At 70.0% G+C, this 26238-nt stretch carries 21 protein-coding genes; 9 read left to right on the plus strand and 12 right to left on the minus strand.

All coding sequences use genetic code 11. The features are described 5' to 3' along the window. Positions 1-18: 18 nt before the first annotated feature. The 6 genes from ACFVAV_RS06990 to ACFVAV_RS07015 all read right to left on the minus strand — a co-directional run bounded on the left by ACFVAV_RS06990 (position 19) and on the right by ACFVAV_RS07015 (position 6609). Positions 19-1392: an alpha/beta hydrolase family protein gene (locus tag ACFVAV_RS06990; RefSeq protein ID WP_379031203.1), complete on the minus strand. Its 1374-nt coding sequence runs from the start codon at positions 1390-1392 to the stop codon at positions 19-21. Between the two features lie 54 nt (positions 1393-1446). Next, on the minus strand, positions 1447-2481 hold the full coding sequence (locus ACFVAV_RS06995; RefSeq protein WP_379031206.1) for an ATP-dependent 6-phosphofructokinase: 1035 nt from the start codon (positions 2479-2481) through the stop codon (positions 1447-1449). Positions 2482-2509: 28 nt separating this feature from the next. Continuing rightward, a complete protein-coding gene (locus tag ACFVAV_RS07000) occupies positions 2510-3394 on the minus strand; it encodes a hypothetical protein (RefSeq protein ID WP_379031209.1) in 885 nt (294 codons plus the stop codon). Between the two features lie 111 nt (positions 3395-3505). Further along, positions 3506-4315, minus strand: coding sequence for a formate dehydrogenase accessory sulfurtransferase FdhD (gene fdhD / locus ACFVAV_RS07005; protein WP_379031212.1), 810 nt, complete (start codon positions 4313-4315; stop codon positions 3506-3508). Positions 4316-4449: 134 nt separating this feature from the next. After that, positions 4450-5361, minus strand: a complete 912-nt coding sequence (locus ACFVAV_RS07010) for a LysR family transcriptional regulator (protein WP_379031215.1) — start codon at positions 5359-5361, stop codon at positions 4450-4452. A 12-nt stretch (positions 5362-5373) separates the two neighbouring features. After that, entirely contained in the window at positions 5374-6609 is a 1236-nt protein-coding gene (locus ACFVAV_RS07015) for an FUSC family protein (RefSeq protein WP_379031822.1), read from the minus strand. A gap of 338 nt (positions 6610-6947) precedes the next feature. On the opposite strand from ACFVAV_RS07015, the gene ACFVAV_RS07020 reads away from it, so the two are divergent. The 3 genes from ACFVAV_RS07020 to ACFVAV_RS07030 are packed head-to-tail and all read left to right on the plus strand — an operon-like array spanning position 6948 to position 9940. Then, positions 6948-9269, plus strand: a complete 2322-nt coding sequence (locus ACFVAV_RS07020) for an FdhF/YdeP family oxidoreductase (protein ID WP_379031218.1) — start codon at positions 6948-6950, stop codon at positions 9267-9269. 18 nt (positions 9270-9287) lie between these two features. Next, entirely contained in the window at positions 9288-9425 is a 138-nt protein-coding gene (locus ACFVAV_RS07025; RefSeq protein WP_379031221.1) for a hypothetical protein, read from the plus strand. 5 nt (positions 9426-9430) lie between these two features. Next, positions 9431-9940 (plus strand): NADPH-dependent FMN reductase, encoded by a 510-nt coding sequence (locus ACFVAV_RS07030; RefSeq protein WP_379031224.1) that lies wholly within the window; start codon positions 9431-9433, stop codon positions 9938-9940. A 55-nt stretch (positions 9941-9995) separates the two neighbouring features. Here the strand turns inward: ACFVAV_RS07030 and ACFVAV_RS07035 are convergent, their stop codons facing one another. The 3 genes from ACFVAV_RS07035 to ACFVAV_RS07045 form a co-directional block, all read right to left on the minus strand. After that, the gene (locus tag ACFVAV_RS07035; RefSeq protein ID WP_379031228.1) at positions 9996-13076 is read right to left on the minus strand and encodes a protein kinase; all 3081 of its coding nucleotides are present in this window, start codon (positions 13074-13076) and stop codon (positions 9996-9998) included. 100 nt (positions 13077-13176) lie between these two features. Further along, the gene (locus tag ACFVAV_RS07040) at positions 13177-13830 is read right to left on the minus strand and encodes a response regulator (RefSeq protein ID WP_379031825.1); all 654 of its coding nucleotides are present in this window, start codon (positions 13828-13830) and stop codon (positions 13177-13179) included. Between the two features lie 32 nt (positions 13831-13862). Beyond that, entirely contained in the window at positions 13863-15188 is a 1326-nt protein-coding gene (locus tag ACFVAV_RS07045) for a sensor histidine kinase (RefSeq protein WP_379031231.1), read from the minus strand. Positions 15189-15344: 156 nt separating this feature from the next. Between ACFVAV_RS07045 and ACFVAV_RS07050 the strand changes: the two genes are divergently transcribed. Genes ACFVAV_RS07050 through ACFVAV_RS07060 form a run of 3 tightly spaced genes read left to right on the plus strand, consistent with a single transcriptional unit; the run spans position 15345 to position 18915 of the window. Then, a complete protein-coding gene (locus ACFVAV_RS07050) occupies positions 15345-15668 on the plus strand; it encodes a hypothetical protein (RefSeq protein ID WP_379031234.1) in 324 nt (107 codons plus the stop codon). Between the two features lie 35 nt (positions 15669-15703). Then, positions 15704-16426 carry an ABC transporter ATP-binding protein gene (locus ACFVAV_RS07055; protein WP_379031237.1) on the plus strand — a complete coding sequence of 241 codons (723 nt, stop codon included), beginning with the start codon at positions 15704-15706 and terminating at the stop codon, positions 16424-16426. Beyond that, a complete protein-coding gene (locus ACFVAV_RS07060; RefSeq protein WP_379031240.1) occupies positions 16423-18915 on the plus strand; it encodes an FtsX-like permease family protein in 2493 nt (830 codons plus the stop codon). The genes ACFVAV_RS07055 and ACFVAV_RS07060 overlap by 4 nt, the downstream gene beginning before the upstream one ends. A gap of 116 nt (positions 18916-19031) precedes the next feature. On the opposite strand, the gene ACFVAV_RS07065 is transcribed toward ACFVAV_RS07060, so the two are convergent. Beyond that, complete coding sequence (locus ACFVAV_RS07065; protein ID WP_379031244.1) at positions 19032-21719, minus strand: protein kinase; 2688 nt, start codon at positions 21717-21719, stop codon at positions 19032-19034. Between the two features lie 196 nt (positions 21720-21915). On the opposite strand from ACFVAV_RS07065, the gene ACFVAV_RS07070 reads away from it, so the two are divergent. Continuing rightward, positions 21916-22818: a hypothetical protein gene (locus ACFVAV_RS07070; RefSeq protein WP_379031247.1), complete on the plus strand. Its 903-nt coding sequence runs from the start codon at positions 21916-21918 to the stop codon at positions 22816-22818. Positions 22819-22828: 10 nt separating this feature from the next. On the opposite strand, the gene ACFVAV_RS07075 is transcribed toward ACFVAV_RS07070, so the two are convergent. Both ACFVAV_RS07075 and ACFVAV_RS07080 read right to left on the minus strand, forming a co-directional pair. After that, the gene (locus tag ACFVAV_RS07075; protein ID WP_379031250.1) at positions 22829-23494 is read right to left on the minus strand and encodes a response regulator; all 666 of its coding nucleotides are present in this window, start codon (positions 23492-23494) and stop codon (positions 22829-22831) included. A gap of 128 nt (positions 23495-23622) precedes the next feature. Then, positions 23623-24783, minus strand: a complete 1161-nt coding sequence (locus tag ACFVAV_RS07080) for a sensor histidine kinase (protein ID WP_379031252.1) — start codon at positions 24781-24783, stop codon at positions 23623-23625. A gap of 165 nt (positions 24784-24948) precedes the next feature. On the opposite strand from ACFVAV_RS07080, the gene ACFVAV_RS07085 reads away from it, so the two are divergent. Next, positions 24949-25719 (plus strand): hypothetical protein, encoded by a 771-nt coding sequence (locus tag ACFVAV_RS07085; RefSeq protein WP_379031255.1) that lies wholly within the window; start codon positions 24949-24951, stop codon positions 25717-25719. 40 nt (positions 25720-25759) lie between these two features. Continuing rightward, positions 25760-26194: an SRPBCC family protein gene (locus tag ACFVAV_RS07090; protein ID WP_379031258.1), complete on the plus strand. Its 435-nt coding sequence runs from the start codon at positions 25760-25762 to the stop codon at positions 26192-26194. The last annotated feature ends 44 nt before the right edge of the window (positions 26195-26238 follow it).

A 26238-nucleotide genomic window follows, 5' to 3' on the forward strand; every position in this document is an offset into this window, starting at 1 on the left:
TAGCAGTCTATGTAAGCCCTAACGGGCCGGGATGTGCTGGGTGAGCCAGTCGGTGACGTAGGTCAGCACGGCCGGGTCGATGGTGGTCTCGATGGTGGCGTATTCGCTGGGTTTGCCGGTCTCGGTGGGCTGCATCAGGTGGTTGAGGCCGGGAAAGGTGTACACGGTGGCGTCGGGGTCGCCCGCCAGGTTGGCCCGCATCGGCGCTTCGTTCTGGGACACGAGTACCTGCTGGTCCTTGTCGCCGAAGAAGGCGAGCACGGGGATCCGCAGCGCTTCCAGCGCAGGTTTCGGGTCGTAGGTGATGAACGAGGTCATGTACGGGGTGTTGAAGGAATCGACGGCCTCCTGCGACGCGCGTTCCTCGGGGGGCAGCGCGTCGTTGTGCTGCTGGGCGAAGGCCTTGGCGCCGTCGATGTCGCCGGAGCGCAGCAGCGTCGACCATTGGGTGACGTAGTCGACCTGCTCGTCGATCTTGTCCTGCGGTTCGCCCGCCGCGGCCATGATGACCTTGTTCTGCTCGATCAGCACGTCGGCGCCGACCACCGAGGGACCGGCCATCAGCACCGCGAACGCGACATTGCTGTCGGGCCGGGCGGCGACCAGCGGGGCGAGGTAGCCGCCCTCGCTGTGCCCGAACAGGCCGACCCGCGCCGGGTCGATCTCGGGGCGGGCGCGCAGGAACGCGACACCGGCGGCCGCGTCGCCCGCGAGGTCGGCGTAGGTGGCGTCGTCGAGTCTTCCGCTGGTGCCGCCGACGCCGCGGTCGTCGGTGCGCAGCACGGCGTAGCCCGCGCGGGTGAAGGTGTCGGCCAGCAGCAGGAACGGGCGGTGGCCCATCAGGTCTTCGTTGCGGTCCTGCGGGCCGCTGCCGGTGATCAGCAGCATCGCCGGGAACGGGCCCGTGCCTTCGGGTTCGGTGAGGGTGCCCGCGATGGTGATGTCGCCGTTGCGGTAGGTGACGTCCTCGCTGCGATACGGGTACGGCGGTTTCGGGTCCTGCGGCCTGGTGAGATTCTCGACCTGGCCGCGGCGCAGCACCAGCGGCACCGTCTGGCCGGACTGCACCCAGTCACCGGCGATCTGCTCGCCGTCGAGCTTGCCGCGGAACCCGGGGTCGCCCGGCACGTCGGGCACCGTGAACTCGACCCGATCGGGTTCGGTGCGCACATCTTTCAACGGCGCGGCGCGCACGCCCTGCACCGGGATGTCGATGGTGGCCGAGCCGTTCTCGGCGAAGGTCACCCCGATCGAGATCGGCTGACCCGGCACCTCGATGTCACCGTGCCATGCCCCCTGGACCGCGGGACCCGCCTCCTCGTCCGAGGAACATCCCGTCACCAGCGCGGCAAGGACGAACAGAACCGAAACGATCACTCGACCGGTGCGCATACGGCAACGGTACCGATGCGCACCGAAAAGTCGAGGATCGCAGCGGTTCCGCGCTCAGCCGAAAAAGGCCTGTGCCTCGCTGAGCCGCTCGGCGGGGACCCGCTTGAGCTGCTTGGTGGCCTCCGACAGCGGCACGAGCCCGATGTTCGTGCCGTGCAGGGCGACCATCTGCCCGAAGTGCCCCGCGTGCACCGCCTCCGCCGCGTGCACGCCGAACCTGGTCGCGAGGATGCGGTCGTACGGGGTCGGGCTGCCGCCGCGCTGCACGTGACCGAGCACCGTGGTGCGCACCTCTTTGCCGATGCGGCGTTCGATCTCCGAACCCAGCTGCTGGGCGACGCCGGTGAATCGTTCGTGGCCGAACTCGTCGATCCCGCCTTCCCGCAGCGCGAAGCCGGAATCCGGTGCGGGATGCGCGCCTTCGGCGACCACGCAGATGAAGTGCTTGTCGCCGCGCTGGAAGCGGCTCTTGATCAGCGCGCACACCTGCGCGACGTCGAACGGCTCCTCGGGCACCAGGGTCAGGTGCGCGCCCGCGGCGATGCCGGAGTTCAGCGCGATCCAGCCCGCGTGCCTGCCCATCACCTCGACCAGCATCACCCGCTGGTGGGATTCGGCGGTGGTGTGCAGGCGGTCGATGGCCTCGGTGGCGATCGAGAGGGCGGTGTCGTGGCCGAACGTGACGTCGGTGCAGTCGATGTCGTTGTCGATGGTCTTGGGCACGCCGACCACCGGCACGCCCTCGTCGGAGAGCCAGCTCGCCGCGGTCAGCGTGCCCTCGCCGCCGATCGGGATCAAGGCTTCGATGCCGTTGTCGTCGAGGGTCTGCTTGATCCGGCCGAGCCCGGCGAGCAGCATGTCGGGATTGGTGCGCGCGGTGCCGAGCATGGTGCCGCCCTTGGTGAGCAGCCGGTCGGTGCGGTCGTCGTTGAGGATGCGGATCTTGCGGTCCTCTAGGAGGCCGCGCCAGCCGTCCTCGAACCCGACGATCGCGTCGCCGTAGCGGCCGTTCGCGGTGCGGACGACAGCCCGGATCACCGCGTTCAGGCCTGGACAGTCTCCGCCTCCGGTCAAGACTCCGATGCGCATGGCGTTCATCTTGCCGCACCGACGGCGATCAGGAGCAGTGACCGCCGCCCAGCTCGCCGAGGTGACCGGAGATCACGGTCGCCATCTTGTCCAGCATGGTCATGCCGTCGGCGAAGGCGCCCGAATCCGGTTGCGCGGCGAAGGCGATCGCGATCCGGCCCGAGGGCGAATCGATGAGACCGAACTGGCGGACGAGGTACTTGCCCGAGATGTCCGGACCCCAGCCGCCCTTGAATTCGGCGCTGCCGAACGCGCCGAGACCCCAGCGGTGACTCGCCACGATCTGCTGCATGAGACCGACCACGCGCTGGCTCTGCGGCAGACACGGCAGGTGCGCGGCGAAGCGCACCTGATCGGCCAGCGACCATTCGGCCTGGCCGTAGATCGATACGTCGGAGCGAGTGCGCACCGCGGGCACGGTGGTATTGATGTCGCCGCCTTCGCGCAACACGTTCTGCACGGACTCGGCCGCCGCGTCGCCGCCGCCGAGCGACTGCCACAGCGTGTCGGCGGCCCCGTTGTCGGAGGCGGTGATGGCGGCGGTCGCGGTCGTGCTGTACGACGCGTTGTTGCGCAGCGCGGCGATCGCCAACGGCACCTTGATGGTCGACCAGGCCGGACCCGAAGTCCAGGTGCCGAAGGTGATCATCTTCTCGCCGCCGACCGGCATGATCGCCAGCCCGAGGGTCCCACGGAAGCCCTGCTGGAGCGCGGCGAAGTCGCCGGCCAGGCTCCCGGGTACCGCGATCGAGACGTTGCCGGCGCCCCCACCGGGATCCACCGCGGCGGCGGTCGTGGTCGTGCGCCGCGCGGTCGAGGACTTCTGCTCATCGCCGCATCCGGCCACGAGCAGGACGACGGCCCCGAGCATCGCGGCGAGTACCGCCAGGACGGGGCGTCGGTCTTTCGTCATCATGTAAAACATCTTCGTTTCTAAACTCCCCCCAGGGCTTCGGTGCCGGGGTAGCAGTTCCGACACCGTACTGGGCAGTATGGCCGAACGCACACTTCGACCACGAAACGCTCAGGTCAGACGGTGTTCACCGGTATAGATATTCATCGTTTCGCCGCGTAGGAACCCGACGAGCGTCAGATCCGACTCGGCGGCCAGATCGACGGCCAGCGAACTCGGCGCCGACACCGCCGCCAGGATCGGGATACCCGCCATCACCGCCTTCTGGGCGAGCTCGAAGGACGCGCGACTGCTGACGACGAGGACCAGATCGTGCGCCGGAATCCGGTTCTCGCGCACCGCCCAGCCGATCACCTTGTCGACGGCGTTGTGCCTGCCGATGTCCTCGCGCAGCGCGAGCAGGGTGCCGTCGGCGGTGAACAGGCCCGCCGCGTGCAGACCGCCGGTGGCCTCGAAGAGTTTCTGCCCGTCGCGCAGCTGTTTCGACAGGCCGGCCAGGATGTCGGTGGCGATCGATGCGGTGTCGTGCGCGATCGGGTAGCGGGTGTGCGTGCGCACTTCGTCGAGCGCGGACTTGCCGCAGAGCCCGCAGGCGCCGGTGGTGAGGAAGTTGCGGGTGTGCAGCGGGACCGGGGTGCGCAGCCGGATGTCGAGCACGTTGTAGGTGTTGCGCCCTTCGCTGTCGGTGCCGGCGCAGTAGCGGGCCGAGACGATGTCGTCGGCCGAGCCGATGATGTCCTCGCCGAAGAGGAATCCGTGGACCAGGTCGATGTCGTTGCCCGGGGTGCGCATGGTGACCGTGAGCGACTGCCCGTCGACGCGGATCTCCAGCGGTTCCTCTACGGCGAGGGTGTCGGGTCGCTGGATCCGTCCGGCCGGGGACAGCCGGGTGGTCTTGCGCCGTGCGGTGACTCTGCTCATCTAGGTTGCCGATCGGTTCGTTGGCTCCACGGGTCCTCGACTCAACCGGTCGCGAAGCCGGCGACGAGGTTGAGGGTACGACAACAAGCTGTGCCGCAGCACGACGGCTTGCACAGTACCGAACGGTTGCCGAGTCATAGCTGAATCCGATCGACGGTGGCGAAGTCGATGCCGCGCGCGGTGCCGGCGAGCGCGGTGGTGAGCACCGAGCCGGGTTCGGCGGCCGTGGTGACCAGGGCGATCCGCGCGGTGACAACCGGATCGACGAGGTCGACCACGCGAACCTCGGCGGTCGGTCCCAGGGTCGACACCCACGGCTGCGGGACGATGCAGGCCCACCGCCCGGTGCGCGCGTGCTCGAGCAGGGTCGCCACCGAGTCGCTCTCCAGTTGTGGCGCCGCGACGAGTCCCCGGCCGGCCAGGGCGTTGTCGATCAGCTGACGGCCGCGCATTCCCTTGGGGAGCAGGCACATCCGCAGTTCCAGCGCCTCCGCCCAGGAGATCTCCGCGGTGCGGCCTGCCAGCAGTTCGCTCCCCGCGACGAGAACGTGCCGTTCCTCGTAGAGCGAGGTGCAGGTGAGTCCGTCGGTGTCGATGCCGTCGGCGTAGATGATCCCCGCGTCGAGTTCGAACCGGCGGATCCGGTCGACGATGTCGCGCGAGCGCAGGCTGGTCTCGACCCGTACCCGCACCAGCGGATGCTCGGTGCAGAACGGGTCGGTCAGCTGGGTGACGGTGCCCGAGGCGGCCGGGATCACCCCGATCCGCAGCTGACCGGTGAGACCGGTCCGCAGCGCGTGGACCTCGTGTTCGAGCGCGTCGCGGTCGGCGAGAATCCGCCTGGCCCACAGGACGAGTCGCTCCCCTTCCGGGGTGAGTCCCTCGAACGTGCGCCCGCGCCGGACCAGCGGAACACCCAGCTCGTGTTCGAGTTTGCGGATCGCCTCGGACAGCGCGGGCTGGGAGACGTAGCAGGCCGCGGCCGCGCGGGCGAAGTGCCGTTCGCGGGCGAGGGCGACGAAGTACTCGAGTTGACGGAACAGCATGCGCCCCCGCGGTCAGTCGTCCTCGGCGTCGTCGGCGGCCTTGTTGCGTTCCCGCGCGATCTCGAGTGCCCGCTCGGCGGTGGCCTGGTCGGGGTACGGGCCCATCCGGTCGCCGTACCAGCAGGTCTTGCCCTGTTCGGCCTTATGGTGCTTGATGCAGTAGTACCACTGGTTGTCATCAGCCATCCCGCCAGTATGCAACGATTCGCATACCGGCGTCTCGAAGGTCGGCACCGAGTCGGCGAGCGGATCGCGGATCAGTAGCGCGACAGCGATTCCCACCGCGACACCGATCACCGTGTCGACCGCGCGATCGGTGAGCAGGGTGAGCGGGTCGGTCGGCTCGGCCAGTTCGGTCATGGCCATGATCAGCGGGGTGAAGAACCCGAGCGCGACCGCGTAGTGGCGGGCCATGAACAGTTCGGTCGGGTAGAGCAACGCGATGATCGCCGTCGCCAGCATCGCCGGGCTCGGGCCCGGGATCAGCAGCGGCGCGGTGACCGCGAGACCGATGAAGGTGCCGACGACCCGGTGCAGGCCGCGGGAGATCCGGTCGCGGGAGGTCGCGGCGGCCAGCGGCACCGCGGCGCCCGCCATCGCCCAGTTGGCGTGGCCGACGCCGAGCAGCAGCCCGATGCCGCCGGCGATCGAGATCGCCAGCGCGTAGCGGCCTGCCTGGACGAGCGAGACCCGGCCGGTCCGGTGCGGCGGGATCGTCTTCCGGAGAACACAGACACCGGCGCGGCGCTCCCGGCGGGTGGACTCGAAGTAGCCGACCACGACGCACAGCACCGCGGTGCACGCGCAGATCACCAGTGCCAGAAGCGGATCGGGCTGGGTGCCCGCCACCATCGCGATCGCCCCGAACGCGAAGATCCCGAAGAACGGGCCCTCCGGCCGCAACCCGAGCCGGTCGGTGACCGGCGAGGCGACCGCGGCGAAGACGGCCACCGCCGAGACCAGCACGGCGGGCGAGGCGTGCAGGCGGGCGAGCAGGATGCCCGCGCCGACGGCACCGACCAGCATCACCGCGGCCTCGCTCTGGTGGATCAGCCGCTGCCGTGGTGACTCGGCGAAGCCGTACATGCCGGTGAAGGAGCCGAACACGGCGTAGATGAGCAGGTCGGTGCGGCCCGCGGCGATCAGCACGAGGCCGGGGATCGCCAGGCCGACGAACACCCTGGCGGCGGGCAGGTGATCGATGTCGGTGACGAACCGTGGCATCGGCAGGCCCGCCCGGGTCGGCATGGTGCGCACAGTGGTTCCTCCGAAGGTCGGTCACGGGGCGATGTCCCCTGGGCCGATGGAGGCATCGTCTACGACCGCCGCGGCACACGTCAAACCGTGTCTACGCAGGTGAAAGGCGGTTTTCGGCACCGTACCGGCGGTGATAAGCGCCGCCTATCGAGTGCTCGGAAGTTGGTCTTGGACGGGTCGGGGCGAGCGGGCGCAGACTCGAACGGTCCCCCGCGACACGCTCGATGTCGGTGCGCCGGAACCAGGCCTACGCCCATCCGTGACCTCGGCGGTAGAGAATCCCAAGCGGGCACCGACAGGCTTCGCACTCTCGTCGAAGGGAACATGTCATGGCTGACGGTCCGTTCACTCCGTACGACCCGGACAGCGGCCCGAGCGGCAACGGGCATCGCGAGGCGGTGCCGAAGGTCAAGCCGTACCACCATCCCGCCGCCGGCTGGGGCGCCGCGATGGCCGTCGGCAAGTTCATGGTCCTGAAGGAGCACGAGCCGCTCATCGGGACCAAGGCCATCCTCAAGATGAACCACGCCTCGCACGGCTTCGACTGTCCCGGCTGCGCCTGGCCCGACGCGACCGACGGCCTGCTGCTCGACGTCTGCGAGAACGGCATCAAGCACGTCACCTGGGAGATGACGCACAAGCGCTGCACCCCGGAGTTCTTCGCCGAGCACACCGTGAGCGAGCTGGCCACCTGGAGCGACTACGACCTGGAAGACCAGGGCAGGCTCACCCACCCGATGGTCTACGACGCCGAGACCGACCACTACGTGCCGATCAGCTGGGCCGACGCGTTCGAGATGGCGGGCAAGGCATTGCGCGAACTGCCCGACCCGAACCTGGCCTCCTTCTACACCTCCGGCCGGCTGGGCAACGAGGCCACGTTCCTCTACCAGCTGATGGTGCGCGAATTCGGCACCAACAACCTGCCCGACTGTTCCAACATGTGCCACGAGGCGAGCGGTCGCGCCCTGCAGGCCTCGCTCGGTACGGGCAAGGGCACCTGCGACATCGAGGACTGGGACAAGGCCGAGGCGCTGTTCGTGATGGGCATCAACGCCGCGTCCAACGCCCCGCGCATGCTCACCGCGCTGGCCGAGGCGCACAAGCGCGGCGCCCAGATCGTGCACGTCAACCCGCTGGTCGAGGCGGGCTCGCGCAACACGATCATCCCGCACGACTTCGCCGCGATGGCCACCTTTCACCCCACCAAGACCAGCACCATGACCATGCAGGTGCGCATCGGCGGTGACTTCGCGCTGATGCGCGGCATCGCCAAACATGTTCTGGAAGAAGCGGAAACGGACCCGAAGGCGCTCGACCACGAGTTCATCGAACGCTACACCGACGGCTTCGACGACTACGTGCGCGAGGTCGAGGCCACCACCTGGGCCGAGATCCAGCGGCAATCGGGCTTGAGCGAGAACGAGATCCGCAAAGCGGCGGGCATCTACTGCGACTCCGACCGCACCGTGATCAGCTGGTGCCTGGGCATCACCCAGCACGAACACGGCGTCGACACGATCCGCGAGATCGTCAATGTGCTTCTCCTGCGGGGCAATCTGGGCCGCGAGGGCGCGGGCCCGTCACCGGTGCGCGGACACAGCAATGTGCAGGGCAATCGCACCTGCGGCATCGCCAACAACCCGACCGCGGAGTTCCTCGACCGGCTGGCGCAGGTGTGCAAGATCGACGTGCCGCGCGCGAACGGCTACGACGTGGTCTCCACGATCCAGGCGATGCAGGCGGGCAAGCTCGAGTTCTTCCTCGGCATGGGCGGCAATTTCGTCGCCGCCGCCCCCGACAGCGCCTACACGTTCGCGGCGTTCCAGAAGTGCGGCTTCACGGTGAATGTCAGCACCAAGCTGAACCGCAGCCATGTCATCCACGGCAAGCGCGCGCTGATCCTGCCCTGCATCGGCCGCACCGAGCGCGACATCCAGCGCAGCGGCCCGCAGATCACCTCCATGGAGAACGGCATGGCCGTGGTGCACATGTCGCGAGGCATGAAGAAGCCCGCGTCGCCGCATCTGCTGTCGGAGCCCGCGATCCTGGCCGGCATCGCGAAAGCCGCACTGCCCGAGACCAAGACGCCGTGGGAGTACTACATCGAGGACTACGACCGCATCCGCGACACCATGTCGAAGGTGCTGCCGGGCTTCGAGGACTACAACCGCCGGGTCCGGCTGCCGCTGGGTTTCCGCATCCGCCAGCCCGCCCGCGAGCTGATCTTCCTGACCCCGTCGGGCAAGGCGGAATTCTCGACGGTGACGCTGCCCGACACCGTCAATCCGCCCGGTGTGCTCACGTTGGCCACCCAGCGCTCGCACGATCAGTGGAACACCAGCATCTACTCCGACAGCGACCGCTACCGGGGCGTGCAACACCTGCGCACGCTGATCTTCATGAACGAACACGATATGCGCGAGCGCGGGCTGAAGGAGTTCGACGACGTCGACATCACCAGCACCGCCCGGGACGGGTCGACCCGCTCGCTGCACCGGTACAAGGTCGTCCCCTACGACATCCCGCCGGGCTGCGCGGCCGGGTACATGCCGGAGATGAATGTGCTGTGCGCGATCGGCGATTTCAGTACCGAGAGCGATCAACCGCTGATGAAGAGCGTGAAAGTCACTGTCACACCGTCGAGTTGAACCGCCGAGGAGACCACTGTGCACACGCATACGCGAAAGACCATGGCAGGGACGCTGTTCGTCGTCGCGATGGACAGCGAGACCGCCCGGATCCTGCACGTCGATCTCGACCCGACCGGGGTCGCGGCCCAGAAGATCGTCCGGCAGGCGAGGTAGCGCTGATGTCGTATCTCCTCGCACTGGTCGCCGAACCCAGCGAGAGTTCCACGGCGGCGCAGCTGGCGGCCGAGGCGCAGCGGGTCGCGGTCGGCAACAACGTCGACGTGGTGACACTGGCCGAACTCGACACGCTGCCCGCCTACAGCGCCGACCTCGACACCGAGGACGGGCGTCCGTTGATCGCCAACCAGTTGCGCCGATCGACGCTGGAGGCCGACGGTGTGCTGCTGTTCGCGGACGAGGGCACGGAGGTGTCGCCGCTGGCCGAGAGCGTGCTCGCCTGGCTGGCGCATTCCGGGTCAGGACCGGCGCCGACGGTCGAGGGCAAGCCCGTCGCGGTGATCACGGCGGGGCCCGGTGAGGTCGTCAACCAGAACATGGCCGATCGGTTGCGCAAGGCGGGCGCCGAGGTGGTGGCCGACGGCGTGTCAATCACCGGCTCGTGGAGCGACCCGGCCACGATCACCCGGCTGGGTGACACCGTGGTGGCGGTGGCGTCGTCCGCGGGCTGAACCAGACCCGAAGTCCCGGCCGCGGTCTCGTTCGAGGCCGCGGCCGGTTCGTGGATCAGTAGACGTACACCACGGCGTTCTCGCCACCGGTGCAGGTGACGAGCTTGCCCTCCGGCGTGCAGTCCATCGTGTAGGTGCGACCGGTCACCGGGCTCGTCGCCACCACCGACCGGGAGCCGGTACCCGAGCCACCGCTCGCGTAGGCGGCCCTGACCGCTTCCGCGAAGCCACAGCTGGTGACCGTGCTGCCCACCGCCACCTTGCCGAAAGCGCCACTGGCGCTGCCGGATTCGCAAGGCTGCGCGCCGGCGGGCAGGGTCACCGGACCCGCCGAGGTGGTCGGGGCCGCGGTCGTCGCGCGGGGTGCCGTGGTCGCGGCGGCACCCCCGGCACCACCGGCAGCGGCGACCGAACTCGGCGCGGCAGCCGTGGTCACCGCCGAATCCGCGGCCGACATCAGGCGCCAGCCGATCGCGCCACCGATGGCCAGCACGACGACGGCGAGGACACCGACAAGTATCGGCAGGAGCATCGAACGCTCGCGTCGCGAATTCTGTTGCTGCCAGGACTGTTCCGGGGTGTAGCCGGGATCGGGACCGTAGGGGTCTGCCGGGTCGCGGTAGGCGTGGTCGCCGTAGGCACTGTTCGGATCGTCGTACTGCTGCGCGTAGGCGTCCTGCGCGGGTCCGGCGTACTGCCTCGTCGCGGCCGCCCGCGCCGGGTCGTCCGTCGGGGCCTGATGCGCGGGGAACGCCGCAGCACCGCCCCGGTACTGCCGAGTCGCCTGCGCCCGTTGCGGATCCAGGTCGTCGTACTGCTCCGTCGACGCCGCGAATCGGTCGGCTCCGGGCGGCGTGCTCTGGTAGTGCTGGGTCGGCGCCGATCGCTGCGCATCGATACCCACCGGGTCGTATTGCTCGGTCGCAGGCCCGAACCGACCGTCCACCCCACCACCGAAGTGCTGCGTCGCGGCCGACCGCTGCGCATCGACGGCCCCCGGTTCGTACTGCTCGGTGGGCGGCCCGAACTCGCCTTCCGGCGCGCTGAAGTGCCGCGTCGCCGCGAATCGCTGCGGATCGTCGGCCGGTCCCGGACGCCCGCCGTACTGCTCGGTCGGCGGCGCGAACAAGTCGATCGGACCGTCGCCGAATCGGTCTGCCGCAGAACCGAATCGGGCATCCGGGTTCGCGCCGTCGAATCGCTGCGGATCGTCGGCCGGACCCGGACGGCCGCCGTACTGCTCGGTCGGCGGTGCGAACAGGTCGGCGGGACCATCATCGAATCGGTCTGCCGCAGAACCGAATCGGGCGTCCTGATCCGGGGGCGGTCCGCCGAACTGCTGGGTGGGGGCGAAGCGGGGGTTCGGGGCGGCGGGGGCTTGGGGATCGCCGGAGAAGCGTTGGGTGGGGGCGGCACGGTGCGAGACCGGGCCTGACGGGACGTCGAGGCGAGGTGCGGGGGCCTGTCTGCCTGCGTCAGCGGGCGGGGCGAAGCCGGTGGGTGCGGGGAAAGGTGGGGCCGGGGTCGGGATCGGCGCGGAGGTTTCGCCGGGCTGGGAGCCGTCGAAGAGATGCGCGTCGGGGAACGGGCGCATCTTCGGGAGGCCCTGGTCCGGGGTGTAGGCAGGCGGGGGCGCGGGCGCGACGACTGTGGGCGTGGCGTCCGCCGGTGGGAGGGGGGTGAAATGGGTGTCGGCGGCGCGGATCTCGGCGGGGCCGGTCGGCTGGATCACCGCGGGGATGGAGATCTCGCCGGTGCCCTCGACCGGGACGCGGTGGAAGCCGGTGGTCTCGGCCGGACCCGGCGCGGCGGCGGGCGGACGGATGATCAATGTCGGCTGGGCACCGGTCGCGCTCGTCTGGCTGCGTGAGGTCTCGATGCCGCCGGTCGCGGTCACCGCCCCGACGACACGGAACTCACCGGTCGGCGTGGGCGCGGGCTCCGCGGCATCTTCCCCCGGCGCACCGGGAACAGCCCGTCCACCGGTCGTCGCACCCGCAGGGTCCCCACCGGAGACGTTGCGCCCGCCGGTCGTCGCACCCGCAGGCGCTCCACCAGGAACGTTGCGGCCACCCGTGGTGGCACCGGTTGGCGCGCCACCGGGGACACTGCGTCCACCAGTCGTCGCGCCTGGCGGCACATTCTGGGCAGCGACACCACCAGCGAATCCGCCGGATGTGTCACGTCCCGGTACCGGACCGGACGGCACCGGGTGGGCACCGGTCACGGCGCCGAACGCCGCGCCCGCGGCACCGAATGCCGCACCGGCCGGGGCACCCGCGGGACCGAATGCACCGACGGGACCCTGCCCACCGGGCTGCGGGAAGCCGGGCGCCCGCATCGGCGCGCCACCCTGTATTGCCGCGGCCAGTGCTTCCCTGGCCGCCACCGCGAGCGCACCCGCGCTCGCGTACCGATCGGCCGGATCCTTGGCCATGCCGCGGGCGATGACCTCGTCGAGGGTCGAGGGCAGGCCGGGCAGGACCTCGCTGGGACGCGGCGGCGTCTCCGACAGATGCGCGCGGATCAGCACACTCATGCTGGCCGCGGGGAACGGCGAGGCTCCGGTGAGGCATTCGTGCAGGACGCAGGCCAGCGAATAGACGTCGGCGCGGTGCGAGATCGGGCCGACGTCGAACCGTTCCGGCGCCATATAGATGTAGGAGCCCATGGCCATCCCGGCCTGGGTCACCGCGCTGTCGCCCTCGGTATGGGCGATGCCGAAGTCGGCGAGGTAGGCGAAGTCGGCGGGCGTCACCAGGATGTTGGCCGGCTTCACATCGCGATGCACCAGACCGCCCGCGTGCGCGGCATCGAGTGCGGCGGCGATCTGCTCGACCACCGCGACCGCGCGATCGGGGCTCATCGGCCCACCGGCACGCAGCACGTTCCGCAGATCGGTGCCGGGGACCAGGCGCATGTCGATGAACAGCACCCCGTCGATCACGCCCCAGTCGTGAATCGGGATGATGTGCGGCTCGGCGAGTTTGGCCGCCGCCTGGGACTCCCGGCGGAACCGGACCTGATAGCTGGGGTCCTGCGCGAGTTCCTCCGCCAGCAACTTCAGGGCGACCACCCGGTCCTTGCCGGTGTCGTAGGCCTCGTAGACCTCGCCCATCCCGCCCTTGCCCAGCATCGACCGCAACTCGTACGGACCGAACCTGCTCCCCGTCCGTGACCCAGGTGCCTGCACCAGCGTCCGCCTCCCACTTCTCGCATGCCCGAAGACCTGCTCGTCAGAAGGAGGATTCTCCCGGTGCCACCACGCCGTGGTCAAACGCGAACACGATCGCGGCGGCTCGATCACGCAGGTCCAGCTTGCCGAATATATGCCCTACGTGGCTTTTCACGGTGACTTCGGAGATACCGAGTTCGGCGGCGATCTCGCTGTTGACCCGGCCTCGGCCGATCAATTCGAGCACTTCGTACTCGCGTGCGGTGAGTTCGCCGAGCCGGTGATCGGTGCGGGTCCCGGCCGGTTTGACGGTCCGGTAGGCGGTGAGCACCCGGCCGGTCACCGAGGGGTCGAGCCAGGCACCGCCCGCGGCCACCGTGCGCACCGCGCGGATGAGGTCCTCGGCGGGTGAGTCCTTGAGCAGGAACCCGGCCGCGCCCGCGCGCAGCGCGCCCGACAGCAACTGGTCGTCGTCGAAGGTGGTGAGGACGAGCACCGGCGGAGCGTCGGGGCGAGCGCGCAGCAACCGCGTCGCATCGATGCCGCCGACCCGCTTCATCCGCAAGTCCATCAGCACCACGTCGGGACGGTCGGCGGCGACGGCGGCCACCACCTCGTCACCGTCGGCGCATTCGCTGACGGTGAAGCCGTCGCGGCGGCGCAGGATCCGGCGCAGACCGCCGCGGACGAGTTCCTGATCGTCCACGACGAGCACCGACACCGGGTTCTCGATCGGCGCGACGGCCGTCACATGTCCTCCTGGGGTTTGGTCTTGAGCATGCCGGGCAGCAGCGCCGTGATGGTCGAGCACGCGCCGGATTTGAGCGGGAACCTCGCGCGCACCGTCCACCCGTCGTCGGCGGCGCCCGCGGTGATCGACCCGCCGAGCAGTTCGGTGCGCTTGCGCATGCCGCGCAGCCCCATGCCGATGTCGTGCCGCGGGGGCGGGCCGAGCGGCAGCGGATTGGTCACCACCAGCGTGGCCGCCTCGGTGCTGACATCGAGCTGCACCGTCGCCGCATTGCCGGGTGCGTGCTTGGCGACGTTGGCCAGCGATTCCTGCCCGATCCGGTACAGCGCGTGCCCGACGGTGCCCGCGACGACGGCCAGGTCGCCGGTGCGGGCGTATTCGACCGTGAGCCCGGCGCGCCGGTAGTCGCCGACGAGTTCGTCGATATCGGCGGCGCTGGGCTCGGGTGCCAGCAGCGCGGGGCTGGTGTCGAGCATGCCGACGGTGCGGCGGATGTCGGCCATCGCCTGCCTGCCGAGGCGTTCGGCGTCGACGAGCGCCTCCACCGCCTCGGTGACGTCGTCGTCGGTCTGCAGCGCGCGCCGGGCCGCGGTCAGGTGCAGCAGGGTGATCGACAGGGAGTGCGCGATCACGTCGTGCACCTCGCGCGCGATCCGGCGCCGTTCCTCGTCGGCGGCCTGACCGGCGCGAATGGCCTGGTTCTCCCGTTCCTGATACAGGAAACGGCGCTGGTACTGCAGCATCACCCCGCAGAAGACGCCGAGCATGATGCCCATGACATACATCGGCAGCCCCTGCAAACGCTGTCCCTCATTGCCCCACTGCACGTGGCCCGCGAGGTCGAAGGCGACCAACTCGAGGATCGCGAGCAGCGCGAACCCGATGGTGAGCCCGCGTGACGCGACCGCGGCCACCTCACCGGCGACGATCACCAGCACGAACGGTGCGAAATCGGCGTTGACCGGCTGCAACAGGAACAACGCGCACGACAGCAGCGCCGACCCTTTCAACAGCACCGGGTGCGGCTTCACTCCGAAGATCGCGAACAGCGGGATCGGCAGGAAGGCGGTGGCCATCGCGATCAGCGGTAGCGGACTCGGGAAGTAGGAATGCCGCTGGATCACGGCAGCACCGGTGATCACCAGCAGCGCCACGTCGGCGCCGATGATCACCGCAGGCGGGTAGTCGTAGGGCAACGACTCGATGCGCTCGCGCACGGTATCGAGCAGCCACCGCATCCCCGCCCGCGGCCGGTCCGCGAGCCGCCGCCAGCGACTCGTCCGGCCCGCCATACTCGCGGGGATGGCGTGACTCACCTCCATGGGGTAAGGCTAGCCGCCGTGCCCACGGCCCGTCATCGTCCCGCGAACGGTACCGGCCTCCTACCCGGGTAGGAGAAGAAGTCGGGTCCCCGGCACGACGATTCGGCCCCTCGATCTCCGTAGCGTCATGGTCACCGCTCACGGAAGGTGAAGCCCATGACCTGGACCGATCAGCATCAGCGCACTGCTATCGTGCAGACCGTGCTCGCCAGGGCAGCGATCGACCCGAACGATTCCGGCTTGTTCGCCGGCCTCCCCGGGATCGACCGGCTCTTCGGCGGGATCGACGGACTGCTGCAAGCCCTGTCCTACCGCTGGAACAACCATTTGCGTGCAAAACTCGAGCAAGCCGAGATAGAAGGACACACGACCGTCGAGGCGTATCTGGAACTGGCTGCCGAGCAGCCCGCGCTGCGCGCCGTTCTCGACGCGCGAGCGGCGACCGTGCAGACTACCCGTACTCGCGCCTTTGCTCGCTGACATCCTGCCAACCAAAAACCCTTGGGGGACATGACATGCCGGACAACGATTCGCCGCAACCGCCGATGCTGGAGCTGGCGCGGGTGGTCAAGCAGTACCGCGTCGGCGAACAGCAGGTCCGCGCGCTCGACGAGGTGAGCATGCGGATCGAGGCAGGCCAGTTCACCTCGATCATCGGGCCTTCCGGCTCGGGCAAGAGCACCCTGCTGCATCTGCTCGGCGCACTGGACCGTCCCGACGAGGGCTCGATTCGCTTCCGTGGCACCGAGATCGGCGATCTCGACGAGGACGCCCAGGCCGCCTTCCGGTTGCAGCAGGTCGGTTTCGTCTTCCAGTTCTTCAACCTGCTGCCCACCCTGTCGGCGTGGGAGAACGTGGCGGTGCCGAAGCTGCTGGACGGCACCGGATTACGCAAGGCCAAACCGCGGGCGCTGGAACTGCTCGACCTGGTCGGCCTCGGTGACCGCGCCCAGCACCGGCCCGCGGAACTGTCCGGCGGGCAGATGCAGCGCGTCGCGGTGGCGCGCGCGCTGATCATGGATCCGCCGCTGATCCTGGCCGACGAACCCACCGGCAACCTCGATTCCAAGACCGGTGCGTCGATCCTCGCGCTGCTGGGAGAGATCACCGCACAGGGCAATTCGGTGGTGATGGTGACCCACGACATGGGCGCGGTCGCCCACTGCGACCGGGTGATCGCGCTGCACGACGGCCGCATCGATGCCGACGACATCGTGGCGGCGCGGGTGGACGCATGATCGCGGCCATGTGGGATCGGTTGCGGCTGTTCAACATCGGCGAACTGATCCGCCATCCCGGCCGCACGATCATGTCGACGGCGGTGATGGCGGTTTCGGCCGCGCTGCTGGTCGCCGTGCTGAGCATCTCCGGGTCGGTCACGGGGTCGGTCGACCGGCTCACCCAGGGCCTGGCGGGCGACGCCGTCCTCGAGATCACCGGCATCACCGACGCCGGTTTCGAACAGTCGCTGCTGACCACGATCGCCGCGACACCCGGTGTCGCCAAGGCCGTGCCGATGCTGCGCAGCACCCTCGGCGCCGGCCCCGACCGGGCCATGCTGGTCGGCGCCGACGCGAACATCGCCGCGCTCGGCAGCGATCTGGCCGGACCGATGTCGCAGCACACCACCAAGCTGCTCACCACGCCGAAGGGCGTGCTGGTCGGCGCGGCGATGGGCTACAAGGAAGGCGACAGCATCCCTATCGGGTGGGGCACCGCGACGGTCGCGGGCGTCCTCGACGACGAGGCGGCCAACCGGCTCAACGGCGGTCACCTGGTCGCCGCGCCGCTGCCGCTGGCCCAGCTGCTCACCGACCGGGTCGGCAAGCTGGACTCGGTGCAGATCCTCGCCACCCCCGGCACCGACGTGACCGCCCTGCGGGCCGCGCTGACCACGGTGGTCGACGGGCGCGCGGTGGTCGCCGAACCCAGTCTGCGGACCGCGCAGGCGGGCGGGGCCATCCAGATCATGCGCTATTCCACGCTGATGTCCTCGGCGGCGGCGCTGATGGTGTCGGCGTTCCTGATCTACAACGCGATGAGCATGGCGGTGACGCAGCGCAGGCCGACGCTGTCGCTGCTGCGCGCGATCGGCGGGCAGCGTGGTCCGATGGTCCGCGATCTGCTGGTCGAAGCGGCGTTGCTCGGGCTGATCGGCGGTGTCATCGGGTCGGCGATCGGTGCGGTGATGGGCAAGGTCGCGATCGGGCGCCTGCCCGCGGCGATCGTGCAGTCGGTGGAGGCGCGGACCGAGTTCATGGTGCCGGATTACGCTGTGCCCGTGGCGATCGCGGCCTGCGTGCTGGCTACCGTGCTGGCGGCGGCGATCGCGGCGCGGCAGGTGTACAAGGTCGCACCGGTCGAGGCGCTCGTGCCCGTGGAGGCCGGTCACTCGGCTGCCGACAGTGCCGTCCTGCGCTGGTCGGCGCTGGCCGGTGGCATCGGCTTCGTCGCGGCGGCCGTCACGCTGGCATTCCTCGATCTCGGGCGGGTCTCGCTCGGCGCGATCTCGGCCTCGTTCGCGGCGTCGGTGCTGCTGTGCTTCGCCGCGACCAAGCCGATCGTGCGCGGCGCCGCGGGGATCGCCCGCTGGTTCGGCGCGCCGGGCGCACTGGGCGCGACGACCCTGGAACGGGCGCCGCGCCGCGTCTGGGCGACGGCGATGACGGTGATGATCGGCGTGGCGGCCGTCGTCGCGCTCGGTGGGGCCTCGGGCAATATGGTCGACTCCGCGACCGAGTCGTTCGAGAGCCTCGGCGACGCCGACCTGTATGTGAGTCCCAGTCCGGTGGAACAGTTCCCGACCGGGCCGGTGCTGCCGCCGGACCTGGCCGAGCGGGTCGCCGCGGTGCCCGGCGTCGCGCAGGTGCGGCCCGCGCAGATGGCGTTCGCGACCGTCGGCAGCGGACGGGTGATGCTGCAGGGTTATCCGGCTCGCAACGACGATGCCCGGCTCGGCGCGGTCGACAAGGCCGTGATCGAACAGATGGAGCGCGGGGAAGGCGTCGTCGTGACCCGGGACGTGGCGCGCTCGATGCATCTCGCGGTGGGCGACGAGCTCACCATGCCGACGCCGTCCGGTGAACGCACTGTGCCTGTGTTGCAGGTGATTCCGTACTTCACCGCGGTGTCCGGCGTGGTGATGATGAATCTGGATCAGATGCGCGAGTGGTATCAGCGGCCCGGCGAGACGATCCTGTCGGTGCAGTTCGCGCCCGGTGCCGACCCGGAGGCGGTGCGCGCCGCCGTGCGCGCCGCGGTGCCGCAGGAGATCCATGTCGACACCGGCGCCGCCATGGTGCAGGCGATCTCGTCGAGCGTGCAGCAGGGTGCGGCGATGAGCAACATGATCCTGTGGATCGTGGTTTTGGTGGCGACGGTGGCGCTGCTCAACACGCTGATGCTGTCAGTGCTGGAGCGGCGCAGGGAACTGGGCGTACTGCGGGCCATGGGCACCAACCGCAAGTTCCTGCTGCGCTCGGTGCTGGCCGAGGCGGCCGGTATCGGATTCATCGGCGCGGCCATCGGACTCGTGATCGGTGCGGCGGTGCAGTATCTGGGCACCGTCGCGATCGGGCACGCGATGACCATCGACATCGTCTACCAGCCGAGTCCGCTGCTGGTCGTCTACGGTGTGATCGCCCTGGGCCTGGCGCTGCTCGGATCGATCCCGCCCGCGCTGCGGGCCGCCCGGATGCCGATCGTGGCGGCGCTGGCCGTGGACTGAAGTCAGCCGTCGCAGCGTCAGCGCGGGTTCGCCGACGCTGCGACGGTAGTCATCGCATGGTGCGGTGCGAGCCCCTGTGACGCTGGGGCAGTGAACTTTTCACTGTCCCCGCTGCGTCACAGTGGCACTTCCTCCCACCAGGCGATCACTTCGTCCTGGGCGGAGGGCCGTGGCGCTCCACCCGCGCCGCTGCTCCCCCGGCGACTCACCGCGATGAGGTAGTTCGCGCGGGTCGGGTCGCCGGGGAAGCTGATGACCTGGTGCGCGGTGTGCATGCGAATACTCGCCGGGTCGGGAACCACCCAGCGGCGCAACGAGAACGGCACCCCGTCCTTGTCCCCCGGGTACTTCACCGCCGCAGGCATCGCCTCCACCACCGAACGCGCCTGCGCCGCAGTCGGATACTCCAGCACCAAGTAGCTCACGGACCCGGCATGGTTGTCGGTCCGCTCGCACTGCCAGCCCGCGATGATCGGATTCCACTGCAGTGCGGGCACTTTCCACTCGAGCTCACTCACACCACGCACCGCGGCACACCTCGCCCCGCGATACCCCGGACCCTCAGCCGCTGTCCCCTGCGGAACCAGCGTGGGAAATACCCGCCGGCTCGCCGCGAACGAATCCCCCACCGCCGTCACCGAACTCGACGGCACCGGCGGCGCCCCATCGGCGGCTCGGTCGTCATCATCACCGTCGGGCAACACGACAACCAGCAAGGCCACCAGCAGAGCCACCAGCGCCCCGATGAGCGCCACCAGCAACACCCACCCCAGCCGATGCAGCCTGGACATCCGTCGCGGCACAGGCCGCCGCGGACCGACCCACGGCCCCCGCCCCATCCCCTGCGGTCCCATCGGCGGACCAGCAGGCACAGCACCAGGGTTCGGCGGGATACCCGGTCCAGCGACCGCTCCCGGCATGGCCGACTCCGGCGCGTGCCCACCGCGCACCGGTGCACCGGCGGGCACTGGGCCCTGCGCGGCCCCGGAGGCCGATCCCGGCGACGCGGTGGCCGGCACTTCGACACCACCCATCTCGAACGGCTTGTCCGCCGAATCAGGCGCACCGACCGCCCCACCCCCGGAGGCCACCCCGCCGGTACTGCTGCCTGAACCTGCTCCCGGACCTCCTACGGCCTCCGTGAATCCCCCAGCGGCGCCGGGCGAACCCGATGAAGGCACAGGGCCCCCGAGCCCGGAATCGGCAGCAGCGCTGGATGATCGGCCCGAATCGTCAGGCCCGCTTGGTGCCGCGATCGGCGTCACGTCAGTCGAGGCACTCGCGTTCGCCGCATCCAACCGCCCGGATTCCGCGAACGGCACGACATCGGTTGCTGCCGAATCGGATACCTCGGTGCCACCGCCGGGCCGATGCGCCGTATCGGTGTCGCCCGCGGGATTCCTTGCGACGCTGCCGAACGCAGGCTGCGCTCGAGGCTCCGGCGAGCCAGAGCCTGACACGACGTCACCACCGGCACCGGACCCCGAACGAGAATCGGCGTCTACAGCGGGCCGCTGAGCGTCGGCCTGCGCTACCGCCGCAGGCTGCTGACCCATCGCCTGCTGCGCACCCGGTGGCTGCTGGGTCGCAGCCTCCACGTGGGGTTGCCGCGAGGCCGGCGCCGGCGCACCAGATTGCGGGGACAGCTGCGGCTGCGCACTCGGCTGCAGACCCATCGGCGACTGCTGTCCGTGAGGTGGATGCGGGCCTGGCTGGGCAGGTGGCGCCGGCTGGGGGGCGAACGGTGGTGCAGCGGGGGCGTGCTGGGCGGCAACGGGCGCCGCCGGGGCGGGTGGGGGTTGGGCTGGGTGCCAATTGCCCTGTGGCACAGGCTGGATCGGCGGGGCAGGGTTTCCCGCGTAGCCGGATGCAGGCATGGCCGGGGGCTGGGCCGGGTGCGGAAAGGCGGCCGGGACGGGTTGTTGGGCGGGCGGATAGTAGGCCGCCGGGTGGGGCAGGGCGGGTGGGGTGTTGGAGGTGAGGGCCTTGCGGGCGGCCTTGGCGAAGGCGGCGCACGAATCGAACCGGGAGCCGGGGTGTTTCGCCATGGCGGCGGCGAGGACGGCGTCGAGGGCGGGCGGGAGGCCTTGGCGGCGCAGGGCCAGGGGCGGGGGGTTGAGGTAGAGGGTGCCGCGGATGATCTCGTTGGGGTCGGGTGAGTCGAAGGGGGCGACGCCGGTGAACAGCCAGTACAGGGCGCAGGCCAGGGAGTACTGGTCGGAGCGGTGGTCGAGTTCGGCGCCGGTCATCTGCTCGGGGGACGCGTAGGCCAGCGTCGCGGTGAACATGCCCTGCTGGGTGAGGTGGGTGGAGTCGGCGCGCAGGCGGGCGATGCCGAAGTCGGTGAGGAAGACCCGCTCGCCCTGGCCGCCGCTGGATCGGGCCAGCAGGATGTTGGCCGGCTTCACGTCGCGGTGCAGCACTCCCCTGCCGTGCGCGTAATCCAGCGCGTCGGCGACCCCTTCGATGATCTGCACGGCCCGCTCGGGGGGCAGCGTCATCGGGTCGACGGTCGCGGCGTCGATCCCGTCGACGTACTGCATGCTGATCCACAGCTGTTCGCCCTCGGTGCCACGGTCGAAGACGGTGACGATGCCGGGATGGTCGAGCCCGGCCGCGAGATCGGCTTCGCGTTCGAACCGCGCGCGAATGCGTTCGTCGGCGAACAGATCGCGGTTGAGCAGCTTGAGCGCGGTCAGCCGATCCAGCCGCGGATGCCGCGCCAGATACACGGTTCCCATGCCGCCTTGGCCGAGCATCCGCTCGACAGTGAACCCGGCGAACACCTCACCGATATCGAGCACTGCGACCCCCTTCCGGCGCCTGTGGCGGACCAGCATGGCACCCGCACAGCCGCGTGACCACCGTCATTCGAATTCTCGCCGAAAATCGGTGAAACTTGCTATCTGTCGTCCGGTATTGTCCGGGCGCGCTCGACGAGAAGTTTGCACCGCCGAAGCAGGGCGCCGACGCGCAGTGGGTGGTGGGGAGGATTCGGTGGTGAAGTCGACCGGAAAGGCGGCTGCCTTGCGCGGGCTGCTGCACAGTGTGGTGCTGGCATCGGCCGCACTGTCCGCGGCCGCGTGTGCCATGCCGGGCACCCAGGCGGCCGTCAGCGCCCCCACGGTGACCGTGAACAGCGAGGACGCCTGGCACCCAGGCCTGTCCATCATGCTGCCCGACTCGCTGGCCGCGGAGTTCACCCAGTTGCAGTCGCAGCTGCCTGGGCAGGTCGGCATGGCGCTGATGCCGGTCGGCGGCGGCCGGATGACGATCTACGGCGACTGGACCACCGGCATCGCCTGGTCGACGATCAAGGTGCCGCTGGCCGTCGCCGCGCTGCGCCACGATCAGGACCAGTCGATCTTCGAAATGGTGCAGGCCGCGATCACGGTGTCGGACAACGACGCCGCCTACGGGCTGTGGGAATCGCTGGGCGACGGGGAGGAAGCTGCCGAGGCCGTGCAGCAGGTGCTCGACGAGGCCGGTGACATCTCCAGCCCCGGCAAGGAGAGCCTGCGAACCCAACTCGACTACAACTCCTTCGGCGGCACCGAATGGTCGCTGGCCAACCAGGTCCGGTTCGCGTCGCGGCTGCCGTGCCTGCCGCATTCCGAGATCGTGACCCAGCTGATGGGCGAGATCACGCCCGATCAGGGCTGGGGTCTGGGCCTGCTCGACAACACCGAGTTCAAGGGCGGCTGGGGTCCCGACGACGACACCGGGGTGTACACAGTGCGCCAGTTCGGGCTGGTGCCGGTCGGCAGCGGTCACCTCGCGGTCGCCCTTGCCGCACAAGCGGATTCGGGCACCTTCGACGACACCACCGCCCTGCTGGACCGGCTGGCGCTGCTGCTGGGCCGGCATCTGCCGGAGCTGCGCGGCGGCGTCTGCCCGCGCTGAGCGCTCCCGCTCAGCCGGGGACGACCAGGCCGGATTCATAGGCCAGCACCACCGCCTGGGCCCGGTCGCGCAGGCCGAGCTTCGAGAAGACCTTGGAGACATGGGTTTTCACGGTCTGCTCGGCGACGAACAGCGCCTCGGCGATCTCGGTGTTCGACAGCCCCTTGGCGACGAGTTCGAGCACTTCCCGTTCGCGCGGGGTGAGCGCGGTCAACGCGGGCGCGGCGGGTGTACGCGCCGTGTTGCGCCTGCGCGTGACGTCGGCGATCAGCCGTCGGGTGATGGTCGGCGCCAGCAGCGCCTCGCCGTCGGCGACGACGCGCACCGCCCGCACCAGTTCCTCGGCGGGCGCGTCCTTGAGCAGGAAGCCGCTCGCGCCCAGGCTCAGCGCCTCGTAGACGTAGTCGTCGATGTCGAAGGTGGTCAGCATCAGCACCCGCACCGGCGGATCGAAACCGGCGGCCAGGATCGCGCGGGCGGCCTCGAGCCCGTTCATCTCCGGCATCCGCACGTCCATCAGGACCACGTCGGGCCGCAACCGCTTGGCCTCGGCCACCGCGACCCGGCCGTCCGGCGCGTCCCCGATGACGCTGATGTCGGGCTGGGCAGCCAGCAACGCGCCGAAACCCTGCCGCACCATCGCCTGGTCGTCGGCGATCAAAACGGTAATTGCCACTCGACCACCCTAGTGCGCGCCGACGCGTAGCGTTCCACAGTCTTTCGCGCATGGCCGCGGCGAGGCGGAGGTACTCCCAGTGTGCGCAGACGCGAAGCGGTCCTCGGTCTTTCGCGATGGACGTACTCCTACACGGTGGGCAGTTTCGCCGAGACCTCGAAACCGCCGTCCTGGGTGGGGCCGGCAGCCAGTGAACCGCCGACCGCCTCGACCCTGGTGCGCATACCGTCGATGCCGTGCCCGCCACCCGCACCGGGGCGCGACGGGGTAACCGACGGCGCGTTGCGCACGGTCACCGTCACCGCGTCGGGGGCCACGGCGACGGCGACGAGCACCGGCGCGCCGGGCGCGTGCCTGGCCGAGTTGGCCATCGACTCCTGGACCACCCGGTAGACCGTCAGCCCGGTGGTCTCGGGGACTGCCTCGAGCTCACCGGTCACGGTCCATTCGACCGGCAGACCCGCACGCTGCGCGGAGGCGCACAGCTCCGGCACGTCCGCGGCTCGCGGCTGCGGCGCGTGCTCGGGCAGCTGCCCGTCGCTGCGCAGGACCCCGAGCAGCCCGCGGATCTCGTTGAGCGCGGTGCGCGCGGTGGCGCCGATGGACTCGAACTCGGTGCGCGCCGCCGGATCGAGATCGGTGATCCGGTAGGGCGCGGTCTGGGCCTGCACCACGACCATCGACATGTGGTGGGCCACGACATCGTGCAGGTCACGGGCGATGCGGGCCTTCTCCTCGAGGATGGCCCTGCGCGCGCGTTCGAGTTCGGTGACCTCCTCCTGCCGCTCCAGCTTGCGCCGCGAGGCAACCACGATGCGCAGCAGATAGCCGAACAGCGCCAGCGCGCCGAAGCCCATCGCCCACCCCCACAGCGGCCCCTGGGCCGAGCCCGGCATCGTGGTGGCGAACAGCATCGACTGCGCCGCCCAGGCCACCACCACGATCGGCACCGCGGCCCGCAGCGCCACCGCGAACAGCAGCACGAACAGCACGATGATGTGCACCACCTGGAACGGCAGATCGTTGTCCGGTGCGGGCTGGAGGCCGACCGAGAACAGCAGCGCCGCGCCCGCCGAGACAGCCCAGCCCAGTGACGGGTTGATCCGCACCAGCAGGATCGGGAACGCCGCGAACGCCGACAGCAGCGGAGCCAGGGCCGCGGGCACGTCGTGGGTGACGAACAGGGTCGGCCAGGCGATGCTGTAGAGGATCAGCGCGACCGCCACCGTCGTGAGGTCGAACCAGGTGCGCGCGCTGATGCGAGCGGCGGGGCGCAGTTGTCCGGACATGGCTCGAGCCTACGAACCGTCCGGTGAGCGGACCTCATACCGCCGAGCGATTTCGCACCCCCTACCCTGGTGTGACCCTGGCGCCGGGTCACCCACCCGCGCGCCCCGAGAACCGGTCCACAGCGGGATGCCCGCCACCGGACCCGCTCCTTACCGTCGGAGGCCATGAACACCCCGCTTCGCCCGGTACCCGCCGCTCGCCGTGCCCGTACCGCCGTCTCCGTCGCCTCCGCCTCGTCGAACTCCGGCACGCCGGCCGAAGCCGCGCACCGCCGCCGCAGCGGTGTCGCCCTGTGCACCGCGGGCCTGGCCATGGCCGCCGCCGTCGTCATGTCGGCGCCCGGCGCCATGGGCACCACGCCCGGTGGCACCGAGAACGCGGCCGCCGCCGCCGTGGTCCGCGCGCTCACCGACGACGACCTCGACGCCCCCGCGCTGATCCCGCCCGACTTCGGCTACAAGTTCGGCTACGACCCGGCCCAGCAGGACGGTCTGCTGGTGAACCCGAACGGCAGCTGCTCCTCCCCGGTGACGTTGCCCGCCGAGTTCGGCCCGGCCTGCATGGCGCACGACCTCGGCTACGACATGCTGCGCTACGCCGAGCGGGTCGACGAACCGCTGGGCGCCTGGGCCCGGCGCTCGGTGGACGCGGCACTGAACCGGCGCATCCACGCGGCCTGTGAGCAGCGCGACGACGAGTTCTCCCGGGCCCGCTGCGCTGTCATGGCCGATATCGCGTTCACCGCGGTCGACGTGAACTCACGCAGGCAGGAGTACGGCGCCCCGGTGGTCGAGAACGTCTTCGCGACGACCGACCCGGCCGACCGGCCGAATCTGTGGCCGCTGGCGCGGACGGTGCTCGGCCTGTTCGCGGTGACGGCGGCCTCGGCGGTCATCATCGACGCGCTGCGCAAACGACGTCGCCGCCTCGCCTGAGGCGCTTGCCGAAAACTAGAACATGTCCTAGTTTTCACGCATGGCCCTCACTATCGACGAAACGATCGAGATCGACGCCCCCGCCGAGAAGGTGTGGGAGGTACTCACCGATTTCGGTCGCTACGGCGAATGGAACACCTTCTGCTACGAGGCGGCGAGCACGCTGGAGCCGGGCTCGCCCATCGACATGCAGGTGCAGCTGGGCGGCAACCGCCGTCCGCAGCGCGAGTGGATTCGCACGCACACGCCCGGCGTGGAGTTCAGCTACGCCATGAAGCCGGTACCGCTGGGCGCGCTGCACAGCCTGCGCTCGCACACCGTGGTGCCGCTCGGCCCCGGCCGCACCCGCTACGAGTCGCGGTTCACCCTCGCCGGCTGGCTCAGCCCCGTGGTGAACCTCGCGCTCGGCAAGCACCTGCGCGCGGGCTTCACCGCGATGACCGCGGGCGTCGGCAAGCGGGCGACCGAGATCTGAAAAACGGGGTGCGCCGGACCGATTCGGCCCAGCGCACCCTGCTG

Origin of the sequence: Nocardia sp. NPDC057663, assembly GCF_042799895.1 — a bacterium.
GTDB lineage: Bacteria > Actinomycetota > Actinomycetes > Mycobacteriales > Mycobacteriaceae > Nocardia.